Below are 15949 nucleotides of genomic sequence, written 5' to 3'. Positions count from 1 at the left end.
CTCGTCCGATCGTTTCCCCCCCTCCCCGCCACCCCGACACCGAGCGAGCACCCTCATGACCACCATCGACCACGGCGCCGCCGTCGCCGCGGAGACCGCCCGGCTCGTCGCCGCCCTCCAGGACGCCGACCCGGCCACCCCGGTGCCCACCTGCCCCGGCTGGACACTGACCGACCTCACCCGCCACACCGGCAGCGTGCAGCGCTGGTTCACCGTCCTGCTCCGGCAGCGGATCCAGCAGCCGCCCCGCAGCCGCGAGGTCGACCTGCGGCTGCCCGCCGGGCCGGACGGCTACCCCGCCTGGCTGGCGGAGGCCGCGGCCGAGGCCGGCGCCGCGTTCGCGGAAACCGACCTCGACGCCCCGATGTGGGCCTGGGGCGCCGACCAGCACGCCCGCTTCTGGGTACGGCGGATGCTGTTCGAGACCCTGGTGCACCGCGCCGACGCGGAACTCGCCCTCGGGCGCACCCCGGTACTCGACCCGGAGCTGGCCGCCGACGGGGTGTCCGAATTCCTCACCAACCTGCCCTTCGCCGCTTTCTTCGCCCCGGGGATCGCCGAGCTGCGCGGCGCGGACCGCACCATCCGCTTCACCCGCACCGACGGCAGCGCCACCTCCGCGGACGGCGACTGGCTGATCCGCCTGCGGCCCGACGGCTTCGGGCTCGACCGCTTCGGGCTCGACGCGGACGGCCCGGGCCCGGAGGCCGACGTGACCGTCCGCGCGAGCGCCGCCGATCTGCTGCTGCTCCTGTACGGCCGCCTCGACCTGGCCTCCGCCCGCCTCGACGTGCGCGGGGACGAGGAAATGCTCGCGCACTGGTGCGCCAACTCGGCGTTCTGACCTGCCCGGACGAGGGGCGGCGGCCGGGCCGCCGCCCCTCGTCCGTACGGGTGATCGACTGTCGGTGGCCGGTGCTAGCGTGCCGTTCCGTCAACAGACGATCAAGGAAAGGCGGCATCGGATCGTGGACGTCGAGGTCACGCGCCACCAGGTCGCACCCCAGCGGATCACCCAGGCCCTGGAGGGCATCGAGGACCGGGCCCTCACCAGCTGGTACCGGATCCACTACGGCCGCCTGGCCATCCAGGAGATCCGGACGATGGGCGAGGAGCTCCTCGACCACATCGGCGCGCTCACCCTGGAGGGCCGGCCGCTCAGCGGCTACCCCGCCCGAGTCATCCTGGAGACCGCGGCCGAGTGCTCCCTCGGTGTGCTGTCCCTCGGCTGCTTCCCCCGCGGCGACTTCGAGGTCCCCTTCCCGTTCATCGGCGAGACGCTGACCAGCGAAGAGACCAGCTTCGGCGACACCATCGACTTCGCCCCCACGGCCGCCACCTGGGTCGAGGCCTTCGCGATGTGCGTGATCAGCGGCCTGATCCAGGAGCGCCACCGCATGCTCGGCCCGCTGCTGAAGGACGACTACGGGCCCTCGGTCCGCAAGGGCCTGCCCCACTCGGACCTGGACTCGACCTCCGATCCGGCGAGCCTCGCCGAGCTGGACGCGCTCTGCTCCTACCTCCACGTCGTGCCGACCGCCGTCTCACCCTGGGTCGCCCCGGGCCCCGTGCCCCTGCGCAAGCCGGACGCCGAGGAGCGCGCCACGGCCGCCCGGGCGCTGGACGCCGCCGGTCCGCTCACGCCGGACCAGCAGCTGCTGCGCGTCCTGCTCGACGACGACCGGAGCACCTTCGAGCGGGCCCTCGCCACCCGCCTCGACCAGCACCGCGAGAGCAGCGCCCCGGACGCGGCCCCGCGCAGCCTGCTCCCGGTCCTCCCGATCGCCCTGGCCGCACTCGCCGTCCAGGCGCACGGCTGGCAGCTCGGCCTCTCCTCCGGCTACCTCCCGGCGACACTCATACAGCCCCCGGCGCTCTGACCGCCCCACCCCAGCCGCCCGCCCGTCTGCCTGTCCATCCGTCCGTCCGTCCGTCCGTCCGTCCGTGGAGTGTCCAACGGTTGCCCAACAGACGAAACATCCCACCTATAGCCGCCGATCCCCGGCCGGATCGGCGGGCATCCCGTCCGCTACCCGGTCTCCTGGTGAGCGCACCCGCCCCCGGCAAGCACCGAGCCGCTGTGAGCCGCGACGGCCGGGTCATCCGATCGGATGGCCCGGCCGTCCGCGTTGTCGTCGTCCTGGCCGAAGCACGCCGAGTCCAGCCCGGAACCACCGGGACCAGGGGCCCGAACCGGGCTCAGCCGGCCGCCGGGCGGTCGAGGAAGCGCCGGAGCCCCTCCCGCACCCCGTCCGTCGGCACGGTGGCCGCGAAGCAGGCCGCCTCGACGGCGAGGCCCTCGTCGATCGGCAGGTTGATGCCAGGGGTGACGGCCCGCAGGCAGGCGGACACCGCGGTCGGCGCGTGCCGGATGATCCGGTCGACCAGGCCCCGTGCCGCGTCGAGCAGTTCGCCGGCCGGGACGACGGCGTTGACCAGTCCGATCTCGGCGGCACGGGCGGCCGGGACCGGGTCCCCGGTCAGGATCAGCTCCAGGGCGCAGCACCCGACCGCACGCACAGCCACCGCCCGCACGAGCCCGCCCGACGTCCTGCCCCGGTGCCCTACTCCCCCACACCGCCCCGCGCGGCCCGGGTGAACCGCGCGCCCCACTCCTCGACGAGGTCGAGCAGTTCGGGCGGGCCGAGGACGCGGAAGTCCGCGCCCAGCGAGCCGAGCGCCATGGCCGGCCAGTCCAGGGAGTCGGCGGTCATCTCCAGGTGGCAGCGCCCGGCGTCGACCTCCTCGACGGTGCCCCACCGACCGACCCGTGCGCGGACGGTCGCGGCCGGGGCGTCCACCAGCGCCGCCACCCGGTACGGGCGCGGCACGCCGTTGAGACCGGCCCGGACGAACTCGGCGGCGTCGGCGGCGGGCAGCGAACGGGGCCCGAACCGGACGCCGCCGCCCTGCGGCGCGCTCAGCCGGTCGAGCCGGAAGGTGCGCCAGTCCTGCCGGTCGAGGTCGTAGGCGACCAGGTACCAGCGGCGGTGCAGGCACACCAGCCGGTGCGGTTCGACCTGCCGTTCGGCGTGCCGGCCGTCGGCGGAGGTGTAGGAGAAGCGCAGCCGCTCGGTGTCCCGGCAGGCCAGCGCGACCACGGTGAGCCGGTCCGGATCGACGCCCGGCCCGGCCGTGGCGCCCCCGCCGACGGGGACGGTCACCGCGCGCAGCGCCTCGACCCGGTGCCGCAGCCGGGCGGGCATCACCTGCACCACCTTGGCCAGCACCCGCACCGAGGCCTCGGCGATGCCCTCCACCGGGCTCTCCGCCGCGGCCTGGAGGCCCACGGCCAGGGCGACCGCCTCCTCGTCGTCGATCACCAGCGGGGGCAAGGCGGCGCCCGCGGCGAGCTGGTAGCCGCCGTCGACGCCGCGCTGCGCCTCCACGGGGTAGCCGAGTTCGCGCAGGCGGTCGATGTCGCGGCGCAGGGTGCGGATCGAGACCCCGAGCCGGTCGGCCAGTTCCTCGCCGGGCCAGTAACGGTGGGTCTGGAGCAAGGAGAGCAGTCGCAGCGTCCGGGTGCTGGTGTTCGCCATGACTCCGATCATCCCGGAATTCAGGCCAGAAAGTGGCCGCTATCGCGTTTAGCGTGGACCTTGTCCGAAGGAGCAGGAACCGAACGGAAGGCCACACCATGACCAGCACCGCGACCCCGAACAACAGCACCACCACCGGCGAGCGCGCCGACCTGCTGGCGGCCCTGGCCAAGCAGCGGCACTTCCTGCGCTTCACCACCCGCGACCTCACCGACGAGCAGGCCGGCCTGCGGACCACCGTCAGCGCACTGTGCCTGGGCGGCCTGATCAAGCACGTGAGCGCGGTCGAGCGGTTCTGGGTGGCCTTCATCGTGGAAGGCCCGTCCGCCATGCCCGATTTCAGCAGCTTCACCGAGGCCGACTTCGCCCGCCGTGCGGACGAGTTCCGCCTGCTGCCCGGCGAGACGCTGGCCGGCGTCCTGGCCGAGTACGCCGAGGTGGCCCGCCGCACCGACGACCTGGTCGCCACCCTCCCCGATCTGGGCGCCACCCAGCCGCTGCCGAAGGCCCCCTGGTTCGAGGCCGACACCGAGTGGTCGGCCCGCCGGGTGCTGATGCACATCGTCGCCGAGAGCGCCCAGCACGCGGGCCACGCCGACATCATCCGCGAGGCCCTGGACGGCGCGAAGAGCATGGGCTGACGCCGGTGGACGGCCCGGGCGCCCGGGGCCTGTCCGGCGGATCCGCCGGACAGGCCCCGGGCCGCCCCTCCCCCTCGGCCGGTTGCCGGGGGCGGGTCAGCCCCGGCCGACGAAGGTGAACCCGGCCCCGGCGACCGCGCCACGGAGCACGGCGTCGTCGAGCGGTTGCGCGGACGCCACGGTGACGCGGCCGGTCGGCGCGTCGGCGCTGACCCCGGTGACGCCGGGGAGGGCGGCCAGCCCGGCGCTGACCGTCCTCTCGCAGTGGCCGCAGCTCATGCCGTCGACGGTGAGGACGGTGGTGATGGACATGGTGGTGCCTCCGGTGAGGTGAGGTGGGGTGGGGTGGGGTGGGCAAGCCCGGCCGGGCCCGCTCGGACGCGGCCGGTGATCAACGTGCACCACGACAGCGGAAAGCGCCGCCGACGCCGAGGGACACGCCGCACGGGTGGCACCTTCGAGTGGTTCCGGGAACCGATCGGTCCGCGCGACCGACGGGTCGTCACCGACCGGCTGAACCGGTGGTCCGCTTTCGCCCGTTCCTCCCCATAACGCCCTTCCTTTCCGCGACCGAACCCCGTCCGAACCTGCCTGAACCCGTCCGAACTCCGCCTAGACTCGTCTGATCCCGACCGGACCCGCCCAGGAGCCCTTCACCGCCATGCCCACCCCGACGCCCCACACCTCCATACCCGGCGGGTCCACCGGACCCGACCCGACCACCGGAGCGAGGGCGCGCCTCGCGGCCGGGGGCAGCCGATGAAGAGGTTCACCGGATTCCGGCGCCTGCGGCTCTGGCACGGCGCGCTCGCCCTGGTGGCGGCCGGCGCCGTGACCGCCGGCCTGCTGTGGTGGCACCCGTGGGCCCCGGGCGAAGGGCAGAAGCCGATGCAGTTCACCACGGCCGCCGGCGGCTCACCCCGCTTCGGCACCGGCGAGCACCTGTACCGCTACAAGGTGCGGGCGGAGAACGGGATCGCCGAGAGCCCCGGGCAGTTCGCCGCCGAGGTCGACGCGGTCCTCGGGAACGTCCAGTACGGCTGGGCCGCCGGTGGCACCGCCTCCTTCCAGCGCATGCCCGCCGACCCGGTGGACTTCACCGTCTACCTGGCCACCCCGGAGACCACCGACCGGATCTGCGGCCAGTACGGCCTGGACACCGGCGGCACGGTGAACTGCGGCGTGGGCCACCAGGTCGTCATCAACCTCAAGCGCTGGACGGAGCTGTCGGAGTTCTACGTCGGCAAGCCCGAGCTCTACCACGCGCTCGCCGTCAACCACGAGGTCGGCCACATCCTCGGCAACGGCCACGTCGACTGCCCGGGCGCGGGCGCGCCGGCACCGGTGATGATGCAGCAGATCAAGGGCCTGCACGGCTGCGTCCCGAACGGCTGGCCCTACTCCGACACCGGCACCCTGCTCACCGGCCCGCCCGTCCAGGCCCCCACCTCCGCTCCCTGACGGCCCGCCCCTCCCGTCCGCGGCCGGCCGCCCGGCCGCCCGGCTGGCGTCAGGACCAGGCGGTCGGCAGCGGACGGGCGTGCAGTACGTCCAGCCGGGACACCGCCCGGGTCACGACCACATAGAGGCGGTGCAGGCCGCGCGGTTCGGCCTCGACGATGGCGGCGGGCTCCAGCACGATCACATGGTCGTACTCAAGTCCCTTGACCAGCGAGGCCGGTAGCACCGTGACCCGCGCCGAGGTGCCGACCTCCGCCGCCGACGCGGCCGCCACCCCGGCCTCCCGCAGTGCCGAGGCGGCCCCCGGGGCCTCCGCGTCCGCGGCGATGACCGCGATCGACCCCTCCCGCTCCAGCGCGCCGCGCACCGCCTCCACCACCGCCCGCCCCGGGTCACCGACTTGACGTACCGTCAGTTCGCCGTCCTGGCGCAGCGAGCGGGCCGGCGGGACTCCCACGTCCAGCGCGGCGAGCAGTTGGTTGGCCAGGGCCAGCACGGCCGCCGGCACCCGGAAACCGGTGGTCAGCGGGACCACGGCCGCCTGCGGCTTGCCCAGGTGGGCCAGTTGCTCGGGCCAGCTGCGCGCCGACCACGGCGCGGTCGCCTGCGCGAGGTCGCCGAGGACGGTGAGCGAACCGAAGGCACTGCGGCGGGCGATCGCCCGGCACTGCATCGGCGAGAGGTCCTGCGCCTCGTCGACCACCACGTGGCCGAAGCCGGCCGGCCGCTCGATCAGCCCGGCCACCTCGTCGAGCAGCAGCAGGTCGTGCCCGGACCAGCGTGCGCTCTTCGGCGAGCGCGGCGGCCGGTGCCAGCGGATCGCCGCCTGCTCGGCCGGGGCGAGCAGGCCGTCCGCGGCCTCGGCCAGGACGGCGGGGTCACCGAGCAGGGCCGCCAGCACCGCCTCCGGGCGCAGCGCGGGCCACGCCGCGTCGAGGAAGGCCGCCACCGGCCGGCAGCGGCCGATCCTCGTCCGCCAGGCTCCACCCTTGATCCCGGACCGCCGCTCGGCCCGGTCCTGGAGTGCGGCCACCACCCGGGTGCGGAGGTTTTCCCGGCCGATCGCGTACGGCGCGTCCTGCTCGCGCAGTTCGGCGACCATCCGGTCCAGTTCGTCCGCCGGGACGCGCCAGCGGTAGGAGCCGTCCGGGACGACCAACGCCTCGGAGCCGGTCGCGCCGACCCGCCCGTACAGCGCCCGGCGCAGCACGGCCGCCATCCGGGCGTCCTGCTTGACCACGGCGGCCCGCTCGTCGTCGTCCGCCTGGACGGGGTGCGTGGCCACCAGGTCCTCGACGGTGCACTGGGCGATGTCGATCTCGCCGAGCGCGGGCAGGACTTCGGCGATGTAGCGCAGGAAGGTCGGGTTCGGGCCGACGACCAGCAGGCCACCGCGCTGGATCCGCTGGGGGAAGGTGTAGAGCAGGTAGGCGGCGCGGTGCAGGCCGACGGCGGTCTTGCCGCTGCCCGGCGCGCCCTGGACGCACACCGACTCGGTCAGCCCGCCGCGCACCAGCGCGTCCTGCTCGGGCTGGATGGTGGCGACGATGTCACGCATCGGCCCGGTCCGTGGGCGTTCGATCTCGGCGGTGAGGATGCCGCCGGCGCCTCGCCGCCCGCCCCGCGCCTCGGCGCGGCTCAGGTACTCGTCCTCCAGGCCGGTGAGGTCCTCGGGCGCGCCGGGGCTCGACGGCGCCCAGCCGAAGCGCCGTCGCCTCGCGAGGCCGAGCGGCCGGTCGGCGCTCGCCTGGTAGAACGCCCGGGAGACGGGGGCCCGCCAGTCGATCACCAGCGGCGGCGCGGCCGGGTCGGCCGAGATCCGGCGGCGGCCCACGTGGTAGCGCTGGCGCCGGTGGTCGCCGGTCTCCGGGGCGTCGTCGAAGTCGAGCCGGCCGAAGAACGCCGGGCTCTGCGGCAGTTCCCGCATCCGCCGGGCCCGGGTCCGCAGGTAGCGGCCGAGGGCCTCCGCGCCGGCACCGTCGCCGGAGACGTCCTCCGCGGCGACGACCTGGTGGTCCGCGTCCTCGACCTGCCGGGCCAGTGCCGCCCGGCAGGCCTCGACATGGGCCCGTTCGCCTTCCAGCTCCCCGTCGAGGCCGGCCGCCTTCCGCTCGCCGTCCGCGCGCCGGAGGTCTCCCGCCATCGCCGCACCCCTTTCCCCGTCACTTCCCTGCCACCGGTTCCGCCCGGCCGTGCGCCCGCAGCACGTACGCACGGAGCGCGTACGCACGGAGCAGCATAACTGAACCCAGTTAAGAGAATGACCGAGTTGTATTTTGGGCGGGTCCGGGGATCGACGGACGCCCGAGGCCTCCCCGGCCGCCCCTCCCGCGGGCGCCGACCTCGTCCTCGGTGCTCATCCGCGCATGCCGGAGCACGGATAATCCTGTATCGGACCAGGTCGTGGTCCTGATCGTGCTCATGGAGGAACAGCGTTGAACGGTATGCCCGCCGGAGAGAACCTCGACTACCGGCTGCTGCTGGATGCCGCGGCGGCGGCCGCGCGGGCGACCGGCGACCAAGGGCATGTCGCCGACTACATCCCGGCCCTCGCCACCGTCGACCCGGACGCCTTCGGCATGGCGGTGGCCACCGTCGACGGCGAGCTGTACGGGGTCGGGGACTGGGAGCAGCCGTTCTCCGTCCAGAGCGTCTCGAAGCTGTTCACCCTGGCACTGGCCCTGGCGTACGGCGGGGACACGGTCTGGCGCGGGGTGGGGCGGGAGCCGTCCGGCAATCCCTTCAACTCGCTGGTGCAGTTGGAGAGCGAGCACGGCATCCCGCGCAACCCGTTCATCAACGCCGGCGCGCTCGTGGTGACCGACCGCCTGCAGACCATGACGGGCGACGCCGCCGGGACGGTCCGCGAGTTCCTCCGACGGGAGTCCGGCAACCCGCTGCTCGACACCGATCCGGTCGTGGCCGCGTCCGAGGCCGAGCACGGCCACCGCAACGCCGCCCTGGCCCACTTCATCGCCAGCCACGGCAACCTGGAGAACCCGGTCGAGACCGTCCTCGACCACTACTACGCGCACTGCGCGGTGTCCGCCAGCTGCCGGGACCTGGTCCTGGCCGGCTCCTTCCTGGCCCGCTACGGGGTGCGCACCGACGGCACCCGGCTGATGTCGCGCAGCGAGGCCAAGCGCGTCAACGCCGTCCTGCTCACCTGCGGCACCTACGACGCGGCGGGCGAGTTCGCCTTCCGGGTCGGACTTCCGGGCAAGAGCGGCGTGGGCGGCGGCATCCTCGCCATACTGCCCGGGCGGGCCGCGGTCTGCGCCTGGGGCCCCCGGCTGGACCAGGCCGGCAACTCGGTGGCCGCGGTCACCGCCCTGGACGCCCTGACCACCCTCTCCGGCTGCTCGATCTTCTGACCTCCCGACGGCCTCCCGACCGCCGCCCCGCGCCCCGGCGCTCCGGCGTTCCGCGGGCTCCGCGCGTCGCACCCGGCCGTCGCCCAACTTGTGGCGTTGATCCGGCTGTTGGGCACCGACCGGCCGGTCGTCCATGGCATGCTCCAGGCGGGGGCGCCGATCGTGATGACGATCGGCCGGCCATGAGGAACACGACCAAGAGGAAAGTGGGGGTCCCGTCCCATGCGAACCGTCGTAGCAAGCTTGTTGGCCCTGGCCGGCGCGGCAGGGCTGGTGCTCAGTTCGTTCCAGCCCTGGTACGCCAAGAGCGATCCGAGGTCCGTACCGGTCGCCGACCTGTTCCGGGGCATGTCACCCACCCGCACCACGTCGACCGGCATGTCGATGTTCCTGCTCCTGGCCGTCGCCGCGGCGATCGCGGTGCTGGCGCTGCTGGTGCGCTCGCGCCCGGGCCTGCTCCTGGCCGCCGTGGTCGCGGTGGTCACCGGCGTGCTCTGGGTGTACCAGAAGGGACGGGAGGTGAAGCCGCTCTCGCTCGGGATCGGCGATCTGGAGAACGGCTTCTGGAACGCCTGCGGCGGCGTCCTGGTGCTCCTCCTCGCCCTGGCCGTGCTGCCGCCCAAACGCTCCTGAGCATTCCCGCCTCCCGGCCCGGTCGCCCCCACGGCGGCCGGGCCGGAGTCGTTTCCGCCCGAGGTGACCTGCTCCCCATCACTCCCTAAAATCACCTTTACTTCACTCCTCACGGTGGTTTAAGGATAGATACCAACCTATCGAGCGAGCTGGAGTACGGCATGACCATCTACACCTCCGACGCGGGCGCCCGCGTCCTCGCCCAGGAGTACACCGCCCTCCTGGACCGCTGGCCCGTGCCCGCCGAACGGCTGCACGTCCCCACCCGCCAGGGTTCGACCTTCGTCCTGGCCTGCGGCCCCGAGGACGCGGCGCCCCTGGTCCTGCTGCACGGGTCCGGGGCGAACGCGGCGATGTGGGCGGACGACGCGGCCCTGTGGGCCCGGCACTTCCGCGTCTACGCCGTCGACGTGATCGGCGAGCCCGGCCTGAGCGCCCCCGTGCGCCCCGAACTGCACTCCGACGCGCACGCGCTGTGGCTGGACGACGTGCTGGACGCACTGCGCGTCGAACGCGCCGCCTTCGTGGGGACGTCGCTGGGCGGGCTGCTGGCCCTCGACTACGCCATCCGCCGCCCGCAGCGGGTGGACCGGCTGGCGCTGCGCTGCCCCTGCGGGATCGGCCGCCAGAAACGGGGGGTCCTGGTCGCCGCACTGTTCGTGCTGCCGTTCGGGGACTGGGGGCGGCGCACGATGCTGGGGCTGGCCCTGGGCCCCGCCCCCACCACCGTCCCGCCCACGGTCGAGGAACGCGCCTTCGGCGAGTACGTGCTGCTCATCCACCAGCACTTCCGGCCGCGGCGGGAGAAGCTGCCGGTCGTCACCGACGACGACCTGGCGGGCCTGGAGATGCCGGTGCAGGTCACCATCGGTGGCCGCGACCGGCTCATCGACTCGCACGGCACCCGCCGCCGGCTCCAGCGGGCCGCCCCCCGGGTGTCGGTCACCTTCCTCCCCGAGGTCGGCCACCTGCTCAGGGACCAGACCCGGCCGGCCCTCGACTTCCTCCTCGCCGAGGAAGGCGGCCCGCCCCGGGCCTGAACGCGAGCGGCCCCGTGCTCCACCGCCCGTCGGGGCGAGGAGCACGGGGCCGTCGTACCGGGCCGGTTCGCACCGGGCCCGCACGAACCGGGTCAGGACCGCGCGGCGGACCTCACGGAGCGCGGATGACGGGCGGCGGCAGCGCCGGCAGGGCGGCGGCGCCCGCCACCGACGGCGCCCCGGGCGGAGCGGCGGGGACGCTCGACGACCGGGTCGGGGATCGTCACGGGGATGCCGGTCGGAACGCGGGCGCCGGTGAGGCGGGCGAGTTCGTCGTCGTCGGAGTGGACGCGGGTGGCCGTGGGGGCGATCCCGGCGGTGGCCGCCAGCCGGGCCATCTGGCGGCGCTGGCTGGGCAGGACGAGGGTGACGACGGTGCCGGACTCGCCGGCCCGGGCGGTGCGGCCGCCCCGGTGGAGGTAGTCCTTGTGGTCGACCGGCGGGTCCAGGTTGACGACCAGGTCGAGGCCGTCGACGTGGATCCCCCGCGCGGCGACGTTGGTGGCGATCAGCGCGGTGACCTGGCCGGTGCGGAACTGCTCCAGGGTCCGGGTGCGCTGGGGCTGGGACTTGCCGCCGTGCAGGGCCGCGGCCTTCACCCCGTTGGCGAGCAGGTCATCGACCAGCGCGTCGGCACGGTCCCGGGTGTCGGTGAACATGATCACCCCGCCGTCCCGGGCCGCGATGCGGACGATCAGGGTGTTCTTGTCGTGGTTCTGCACATGCAGCACGTGGTGCTCCATGGTGGTGACCGCTCCGGCCGACGGATCCACCGAGTGGGTGACCGGGTCCTTGAGGAAGCGGCGCACCAGCCGGTCGACGTTGCGGTCCAGGGTCGCGGAGAAGAGCAGCGTCTGGCAGTCGGCGGAGACCTGGTCGAGCAGTTCGGTGACCTGCGGCAGGAAGCCGAGGTCGGCCATCTGGTCGGCCTCGTCCAGGACCGCGATGCCGACGTCGTCCAGTCGGCAGTGGCCGCGCTGGATCAGGTCCTTCAGCCGGCCGGGGGTGGCGACGACGACCTCGGCGCCCCGGTGCAGCACCTGGGACTGGCGGCCGATCGACATCCCGCCCACCACGGTCGCCATCCGCAGCCGCACCGAGTGCGCGTAGGGGGTGAGCGCCTCGGTGACCTGCTGCGCGAGCTCGCGGGTGGGGACCAGCACCAGGGCCAGCGGGCTGCCCGGCTCGGCCCTGCGGCCGGCGGCACGGGCGGCGGTGCGGGCCAGCACCGCGAGGCCGAAGGCGATGGTCTTGCCGGAGCCCGTCCGGCCCCGGCCGAGCACGTCACGGCCGGCCAGCGAGTTCGGCAGCGTGGTGGCCTGGATGGGGAACGGCGAGGTGACGCCCTGGCGGGTCAGCGTCTTCAACAGGGCCGCCGGCATGTCCAGTTCGTCGAACGACTCGACGGCGGGCAGGGCGGGGGTGGTGCTGACCGGGAGTTCGAACTCCTGCTGGGAGGAGCGGCCCTGGGCCCGGTTCGGGGCTCCGGTCCGGCGGTGCGGGCTGCGGTGCGACGGGCGATTCGAGCGGTTCATACGGAACCTTCCTCAAGACGGCACGTCGCGAGGAAGGCTCCGCTGCACGGGCGCGCGGAGATCACAAGAAACGGGCCGGAGATGTGCCGGGCGGGGCGCGGACGATGCGGCCGGGCGAGGCATGGACGGTGCAGCCGCCGGTGGGCGGGCGCCGGTGCGCGGTCGGCGCGACACGGCCCGCGCGGGACGGCGGACGACGGCCGAAGGCGGATCCACAGGGCCCGGTACGGCCGGGGCGGCCTGGCAGCCAGGACGACCGGAGGCGATTCGGGGGGTGGAACGGCCGAGGGGCCCGCACCGGGCGTAGTGCACGGTGCGGGCCCCTCGCTACCAGGCGAGTGCCGTGGCAGAGAACTACAGCGGGCGAATGTTCTCGGCCTGCGGGCCCTTCTGGCCCTGCGTGACGTCGAACTCGACCTTCTGGCCCTCGAGCAGCTCACGGAAGCCCTGGGCGTTGATGTTCGAGTAGTGGGCGAAGACGTCAGCGCCGCCGTCCTCCTGCTCGATGAAGCCGAAGCCCTTTTCCGCGTTGAACCACTTCACGGTACCAGTAGCCATAAAAAAATCTCCTTCGAGAGACTGTACGAAGTCCGCACCGTGCGGACCGTCGAGTCGCCGCGATGAGCACCCGCCGGGGAAAGAGCCGGAAAACAAAAAATGCGCCTGCAATACATCAGCAGGCGCACACAAAGTTCATGGGAACCACTACTGCAACTAAATCGACTGTAGCAGGCCCGGGCTCGTCGCGGTGGACATTCCGCGGCCGGTCCTTCCGGCCCCTCCCTCACGGGAGCGGCTCACCCGCCGACGGGCTCGGCAACGGGGGGTGCCGCCACGGCAGTTGGGTCACCGGCGGCGGGGCCCGGTCGGGCGGAGAATTTTTTCGGGCCGGGCGGGTCCGCCGAGCCAGGGCCGGCTGGTCGTGCCCTGTCACCCGGCGGGGTTCCGGCCCTCCGGAAGGGTCCGCTCCCCGGTTTTTCGGAGCATACTGATCGGGATGACGAAATCACCGGCAGTCCGGCGCCACCTGCCCACCAGTCCCTTCAAAGCCCCGGCCGAGGTGCCCCGCAAGCGGTTCGCCGCGGGCGACCGGGTCACCCACGACAAGCACGGCCTCGGCCGGGTCGTCGACGTCGAGGACGGCAGCGACATCGCGGTCCTCGTCGACTTCGGCTCCCGCCAGGAGCGACTCACCCCTCCGTACGCCGAGATGTGGAAGCTCTGACCCGGGGCTCCCCCCCGGGACACCAGGGCCCGGGCCCCGGAACGATCCACGAGACCTTCCCCAGGACGCCGGACCGTGCGTAGGCCGTAGGACAGGCCGCGCGCACGGTCACGCGCCCGGCCTGCGCCGAACCGTGCACGAGGCCACCGAAGCCGGCGGCGGCGCAATAGTCTGGGTGCATGTCGAACTCTGATGAGCTCCTCGTTGACATCGCCGCCATGGTGGAGTCCGAGCACAGCAACCAGATGTCCTTGACCGTGGTCGTCCCCGGAGCGGTCATCACCGGCCGGCTCGCACCGATGGACCTCTGGTTCGAGCGGGTGTCGGAAGTCCTGCACACCTCGCAGCACTTGAAGCCGTTCGCCGCCCTCTTCTCCCCGCCCTCCGCCGGCGCGCCCGCACGGCCGACGCACCTGCACCTGCACCGGGCGCGGATCCTCCAGGGCGACTTCGGACTGCCCCACACCGGCGGCATGTACCGGATCGCCATCGAGGACGTGAGCAGTTGGACGGTGGGTGACCTCAGCTACTCCGACGCCTGACCTCCGACGGGCCCCGGGCGCCACACGGCCGCCCGGGGCCCTGTCCGTCCGCGGACACGGGCCCACGCCGCGCCGTCAGCGGCCGGTGAGCGAGCGGAGTTCGGCGGCGTAGAGCTCGGCGGGGTCGAACCCCATGCCGGTGAAGTGGCCGGCGAGTTCGAGGGAGAGCACGCCGTGCAGCCGGGTCCAGACGGCGAGGGCCAGGCGGAGGACCGCCGGCGGGGCCGGGTGCTCCCCGGCCCAGGCCCGGTGTTCGGCGAGGTGGGCGTCGAACGGGGACGGCGGCACGGCCGGTGACCGCTCCGCCGGCGCCTGCTCGACGGGCGACTGTTCGGCGGCGCACGCATCGAGCAGGACGGCCATGATCTCGACGGAGATCCGGGTGGTGTCCTCGGGCGCCCGGTAGCCGGGCACGGGGGTGCCGTAGACGAGCAGGTACCGCTGGGGGTCGTCCAGGGCCCACCCGCGCAGGGTCTGCGCCAGCCCGGCCACGTCGGTGCCCGCGTCGGCGCGGGCCCGGAAGGCGTCGGCGAGGCTCCGGTAGGCGTCCCGGACGAGTTCGGTGATCAGCTCGTCGCGACTGGCGAAGTACCGGTAGAGGGCCGGGCCGCTCATGCCCATCCGCTTGGCGATGGCGTTGAGGGACAGCGCGGAGGCTCCGGCGGTGGCGATCTGCTCCCAGGCCCGTTCCTTGATCTCCTCCTGCACCTGGGCGCGGTAGCGCTCCCGGGGAGTCCTCACATCCGACGCGCCCATGGCCGCCTCCAGACCTCACGACGACGACATCACCATCTCGTTAGAGGCTATCACTCCCCCTCTTGACTCTCACCGATGCCTGCCGTTATAACTTCTAACGAAGGCAACAATATCTATCGAGAAGGAGGGCGTCATGGACACCGAACGCCTCGTCCAGGTCGTGCTGCCGGGCATCGTGGCGCCGGAGGGCCTGGAGATCCGGCACGGAGCCGTGCCGCGGGCCGGCCGGGGGCAGGTCCTGATCGCCATGGAGGCGAGCGGCGTCTCGTTCGCCGAGCAGCAGATGCGCCGCGGCCGGTACTACGACCAGCCGCCGTTCCCGTTCGTCCCTGGCTACGACCTGGTCGGCCGGGTGCTGGCCACCGGCGAGGGCGTCGACCCGGGGCTGGCCGGGCAGCGGGTGGCCGCGCTGATGAAGGTCGGCGGGTGGGCCAGCCACGTGACCGTCGACGCCGACGACGCCGTGCCCGTCCCGGACGGCCTCACCGCAGCCGAGGCGGAGACCGTGGTGGTCAACGGCATCACGGCCTGGCAGCTGCTGCACCGCCGGGCACGGGTGCGCGCCGGGCAGCGGATCCTGGTGCACGGCGCCTCCGGCGGGGTGGGCTCCGTCCTGGTCCAGCTGGCGCGCGCGGCCGGCGTGCAGGTGATCGGCACGGCGTCCGCGCGGCACCACGACGCCCTGCGGGAGCTCGGCGCGACCCCGGTCGACTACCGCACGGAGGACGTGGCGGCCCGGGTCCGGGAGCTGGCGCCCGGCGGGGTGGACGCCGTGTTCGACCACGTCGGCGGGCGCAGCGTGATCGACTCCTGGCGCCTGCTCGCCCCCGGCGGCACGCTCGTCGCCTACGGGAGCGCCTCCACCCGCGACGACACCGGCTCCAAGCAGTGGCCCGTGCTGAAGATCCTCGCCCGCACCTGGTTCTGGAACACCCTGCCCAACGGCCGCCGCGCCCACTTCTACAACATCTGGGCCGGCCGCGCCCTCGGCCGGGACCGCTTCCGCGCCCGCCTCCGGTCCGACCTCGCCCAGGTGTTCGCCGCCGTCGCCCGCGGTGACGTCACCGCCCGGATCGCCGCCCGGCTCCCGCTCGCCCGGGCGGCCGAGGCCCTGCGGCTGGCGGAGTCCGGGACCGTCAGCGGCAAGATCGTCCTGATTCCCTGACCCGCGGGGCACGGGGGCACGGGGCCCGGCAATGACTC

General features: G+C 73.8%; 17 protein-coding genes. 10 read left to right on the top strand and 7 right to left on the bottom strand.

Translation table 11 applies throughout. The features are described 5' to 3' along the window. The first annotated feature begins 55 nt into the window (after positions 1-55). Both ACIO9K_RS27700 and ACIO9K_RS27695 read left to right on the top strand, forming a co-directional pair. A complete protein-coding gene (locus ACIO9K_RS27700; protein ID WP_400333999.1) occupies positions 56-844 on the top strand; it encodes a maleylpyruvate isomerase family mycothiol-dependent enzyme in 789 nt (262 codons plus the stop codon). Between the two features lie 124 nt (positions 845-968). Beyond that, the gene (locus ACIO9K_RS27695; RefSeq protein ID WP_400333996.1) at positions 969-1880 is read left to right on the top strand and encodes an immunity 49 family protein; all 912 of its coding nucleotides are present in this window, start codon (positions 969-971) and stop codon (positions 1878-1880) included. Between the two features lie 319 nt (positions 1881-2199). On the opposite strand, the gene ACIO9K_RS27690 is transcribed toward ACIO9K_RS27695, so the two are convergent. Continuing rightward, positions 2200-2526 carry an enoyl-CoA hydratase-related protein gene (locus ACIO9K_RS27690; RefSeq protein WP_400333993.1) on the bottom strand — a complete coding sequence of 109 codons (327 nt, stop codon included), beginning with the start codon at positions 2524-2526 and terminating at the stop codon, positions 2200-2202. Positions 2527-2564: 38 nt separating this feature from the next. Then, entirely contained in the window at positions 2565-3539 is a 975-nt protein-coding gene (locus ACIO9K_RS27685; RefSeq protein WP_363624559.1) for a YafY family protein, read from the bottom strand. A gap of 98 nt (positions 3540-3637) precedes the next feature. Here ACIO9K_RS27685 and ACIO9K_RS27680 point away from each other — a divergent pair, with 98 nt between their 5' ends. Continuing rightward, positions 3638-4180, top strand: a complete 543-nt coding sequence (locus ACIO9K_RS27680; RefSeq protein WP_363624561.1) for a DinB family protein — start codon at positions 3638-3640, stop codon at positions 4178-4180. Positions 4181-4276: 96 nt separating this feature from the next. On the opposite strand, the gene ACIO9K_RS27675 is transcribed toward ACIO9K_RS27680, so the two are convergent. After that, the gene (locus ACIO9K_RS27675; RefSeq protein WP_363585818.1) at positions 4277-4492 is read right to left on the bottom strand and encodes a heavy-metal-associated domain-containing protein; all 216 of its coding nucleotides are present in this window, start codon (positions 4490-4492) and stop codon (positions 4277-4279) included. 447 nt (positions 4493-4939) lie between these two features. On the opposite strand from ACIO9K_RS27675, the gene ACIO9K_RS27670 reads away from it, so the two are divergent. Further along, a complete protein-coding gene (locus ACIO9K_RS27670; protein ID WP_363624563.1) occupies positions 4940-5641 on the top strand; it encodes a DUF3152 domain-containing protein in 702 nt (233 codons plus the stop codon). A gap of 49 nt (positions 5642-5690) precedes the next feature. On the opposite strand, the gene ACIO9K_RS27665 is transcribed toward ACIO9K_RS27670, so the two are convergent. Continuing rightward, the gene (locus ACIO9K_RS27665) at positions 5691-7784 is read right to left on the bottom strand and encodes a HelD family protein (protein ID WP_400333988.1); all 2094 of its coding nucleotides are present in this window, start codon (positions 7782-7784) and stop codon (positions 5691-5693) included. Positions 7785-8085: 301 nt separating this feature from the next. Between ACIO9K_RS27665 and ACIO9K_RS27660 the strand changes: the two genes are divergently transcribed. From ACIO9K_RS27660 to ACIO9K_RS27650, 3 genes are all read left to right on the top strand, one after another. Next, entirely contained in the window at positions 8086-9015 is a 930-nt protein-coding gene (locus tag ACIO9K_RS27660; protein ID WP_363585848.1) for a glutaminase, read from the top strand. Positions 9016-9237: 222 nt separating this feature from the next. Further along, positions 9238-9648: a hypothetical protein gene (locus tag ACIO9K_RS27655; protein WP_363585821.1), complete on the top strand. Its 411-nt coding sequence runs from the start codon at positions 9238-9240 to the stop codon at positions 9646-9648. A 161-nt stretch (positions 9649-9809) separates the two neighbouring features. Continuing rightward, entirely contained in the window at positions 9810-10688 is an 879-nt protein-coding gene (locus ACIO9K_RS27650; RefSeq protein WP_400333985.1) for an alpha/beta fold hydrolase, read from the top strand. A gap of 92 nt (positions 10689-10780) precedes the next feature. Here ACIO9K_RS27650 and ACIO9K_RS27645 read toward each other — a convergent pair whose 3' ends face one another. After that, complete coding sequence (locus tag ACIO9K_RS27645; RefSeq protein WP_363585823.1) at positions 10781-12223, bottom strand: DEAD/DEAH box helicase; 1443 nt, start codon at positions 12221-12223, stop codon at positions 10781-10783. 354 nt (positions 12224-12577) lie between these two features. Beyond that, positions 12578-12781 carry a cold-shock protein gene (locus tag ACIO9K_RS27640; RefSeq protein WP_063350360.1) on the bottom strand — a complete coding sequence of 68 codons (204 nt, stop codon included), beginning with the start codon at positions 12779-12781 and terminating at the stop codon, positions 12578-12580. A 439-nt stretch (positions 12782-13220) separates the two neighbouring features. On the opposite strand from ACIO9K_RS27640, the gene ACIO9K_RS27635 reads away from it, so the two are divergent. Then, positions 13221-13448, top strand: a complete 228-nt coding sequence (locus tag ACIO9K_RS27635) for a hypothetical protein (protein WP_063350359.1) — start codon at positions 13221-13223, stop codon at positions 13446-13448. A gap of 179 nt (positions 13449-13627) precedes the next feature. Next, positions 13628-13990, top strand: coding sequence for a hypothetical protein (locus ACIO9K_RS27630; protein WP_363624569.1), 363 nt, complete (start codon positions 13628-13630; stop codon positions 13988-13990). Between the two features lie 75 nt (positions 13991-14065). Here ACIO9K_RS27630 and ACIO9K_RS27625 read toward each other — a convergent pair whose 3' ends face one another. Then, a complete protein-coding gene (locus ACIO9K_RS27625; protein ID WP_363624571.1) occupies positions 14066-14746 on the bottom strand; it encodes a TetR/AcrR family transcriptional regulator in 681 nt (226 codons plus the stop codon). Positions 14747-14879: 133 nt separating this feature from the next. Between ACIO9K_RS27625 and ACIO9K_RS27620 the strand changes: the two genes are divergently transcribed. Next, positions 14880-15911: a medium chain dehydrogenase/reductase family protein gene (locus tag ACIO9K_RS27620; RefSeq protein ID WP_400333979.1), complete on the top strand. Its 1032-nt coding sequence runs from the start codon at positions 14880-14882 to the stop codon at positions 15909-15911. Positions 15912-15949: the final 38 nt, after the last annotated feature.

Source organism: Kitasatospora sp. NPDC087271 (genome assembly GCF_044744605.1).
In the GTDB taxonomy this organism is placed as follows: Bacteria; Actinomycetota; Actinomycetes; order Streptomycetales; family Streptomycetaceae; genus Kitasatospora.
This window is presented reverse-complemented; position numbering and strand designations above follow the sequence as displayed.

Excerpts from the sequence above, each read along its gene's own strand:
- ACIO9K_RS27700 (WP_400333999.1), top strand. The coding sequence starts at position 56 with ATGACCACCATCGACCACGGCGCCGCCGTCGCCGCGGAGACCGCCCGG.
- ACIO9K_RS27685 (WP_363624559.1), bottom strand. The coding sequence starts at position 3,539 with ATGGCGAACACCAGCACCCGGACGCTGCGACTGCTCTCCTTGCTCCAG.
- ACIO9K_RS27680 (WP_363624561.1), top strand. The coding sequence starts at position 3,638 with ATGACCAGCACCGCGACCCCGAACAACAGCACCACCACCGGCGAGCGC.
- ACIO9K_RS27675 (WP_363585818.1), bottom strand. The coding sequence starts at position 4,492 with ATGTCCATCACCACCGTCCTCACCGTCGACGGCATGAGCTGCGGCCAC.
- ACIO9K_RS27670 (WP_363624563.1), top strand. The coding sequence starts at position 4,940 with ATGAAGAGGTTCACCGGATTCCGGCGCCTGCGGCTCTGGCACGGCGCG.
- ACIO9K_RS27665 (WP_400333988.1), bottom strand. The coding sequence starts at position 7,784 with ATGGCGGGAGACCTCCGGCGCGCGGACGGCGAGCGGAAGGCGGCCGGC.
- ACIO9K_RS27660 (WP_363585848.1), top strand. The coding sequence starts at position 8,086 with ATGCCCGCCGGAGAGAACCTCGACTACCGGCTGCTGCTGGATGCCGCG.
- ACIO9K_RS27655 (WP_363585821.1), top strand. The coding sequence starts at position 9,238 with ATGCGAACCGTCGTAGCAAGCTTGTTGGCCCTGGCCGGCGCGGCAGGG.
- ACIO9K_RS27650 (WP_400333985.1), top strand. The coding sequence starts at position 9,810 with ATGACCATCTACACCTCCGACGCGGGCGCCCGCGTCCTCGCCCAGGAG.
- ACIO9K_RS27645 (WP_363585823.1), bottom strand. The coding sequence starts at position 12,223 with ATGAACCGCTCGAATCGCCCGTCGCACCGCAGCCCGCACCGCCGGACC.
- ACIO9K_RS27640 (WP_063350360.1), bottom strand. The coding sequence starts at position 12,781 with ATGGCTACTGGTACCGTGAAGTGGTTCAACGCGGAAAAGGGCTTCGGC.
- ACIO9K_RS27635 (WP_063350359.1), top strand. The coding sequence starts at position 13,221 with ATGACGAAATCACCGGCAGTCCGGCGCCACCTGCCCACCAGTCCCTTC.
- ACIO9K_RS27630 (WP_363624569.1), top strand. The coding sequence starts at position 13,628 with ATGTCGAACTCTGATGAGCTCCTCGTTGACATCGCCGCCATGGTGGAG.
- ACIO9K_RS27625 (WP_363624571.1), bottom strand. The coding sequence starts at position 14,746 with ATGGGCGCGTCGGATGTGAGGACTCCCCGGGAGCGCTACCGCGCCCAG.
- ACIO9K_RS27620 (WP_400333979.1), top strand. The coding sequence starts at position 14,880 with ATGGACACCGAACGCCTCGTCCAGGTCGTGCTGCCGGGCATCGTGGCG.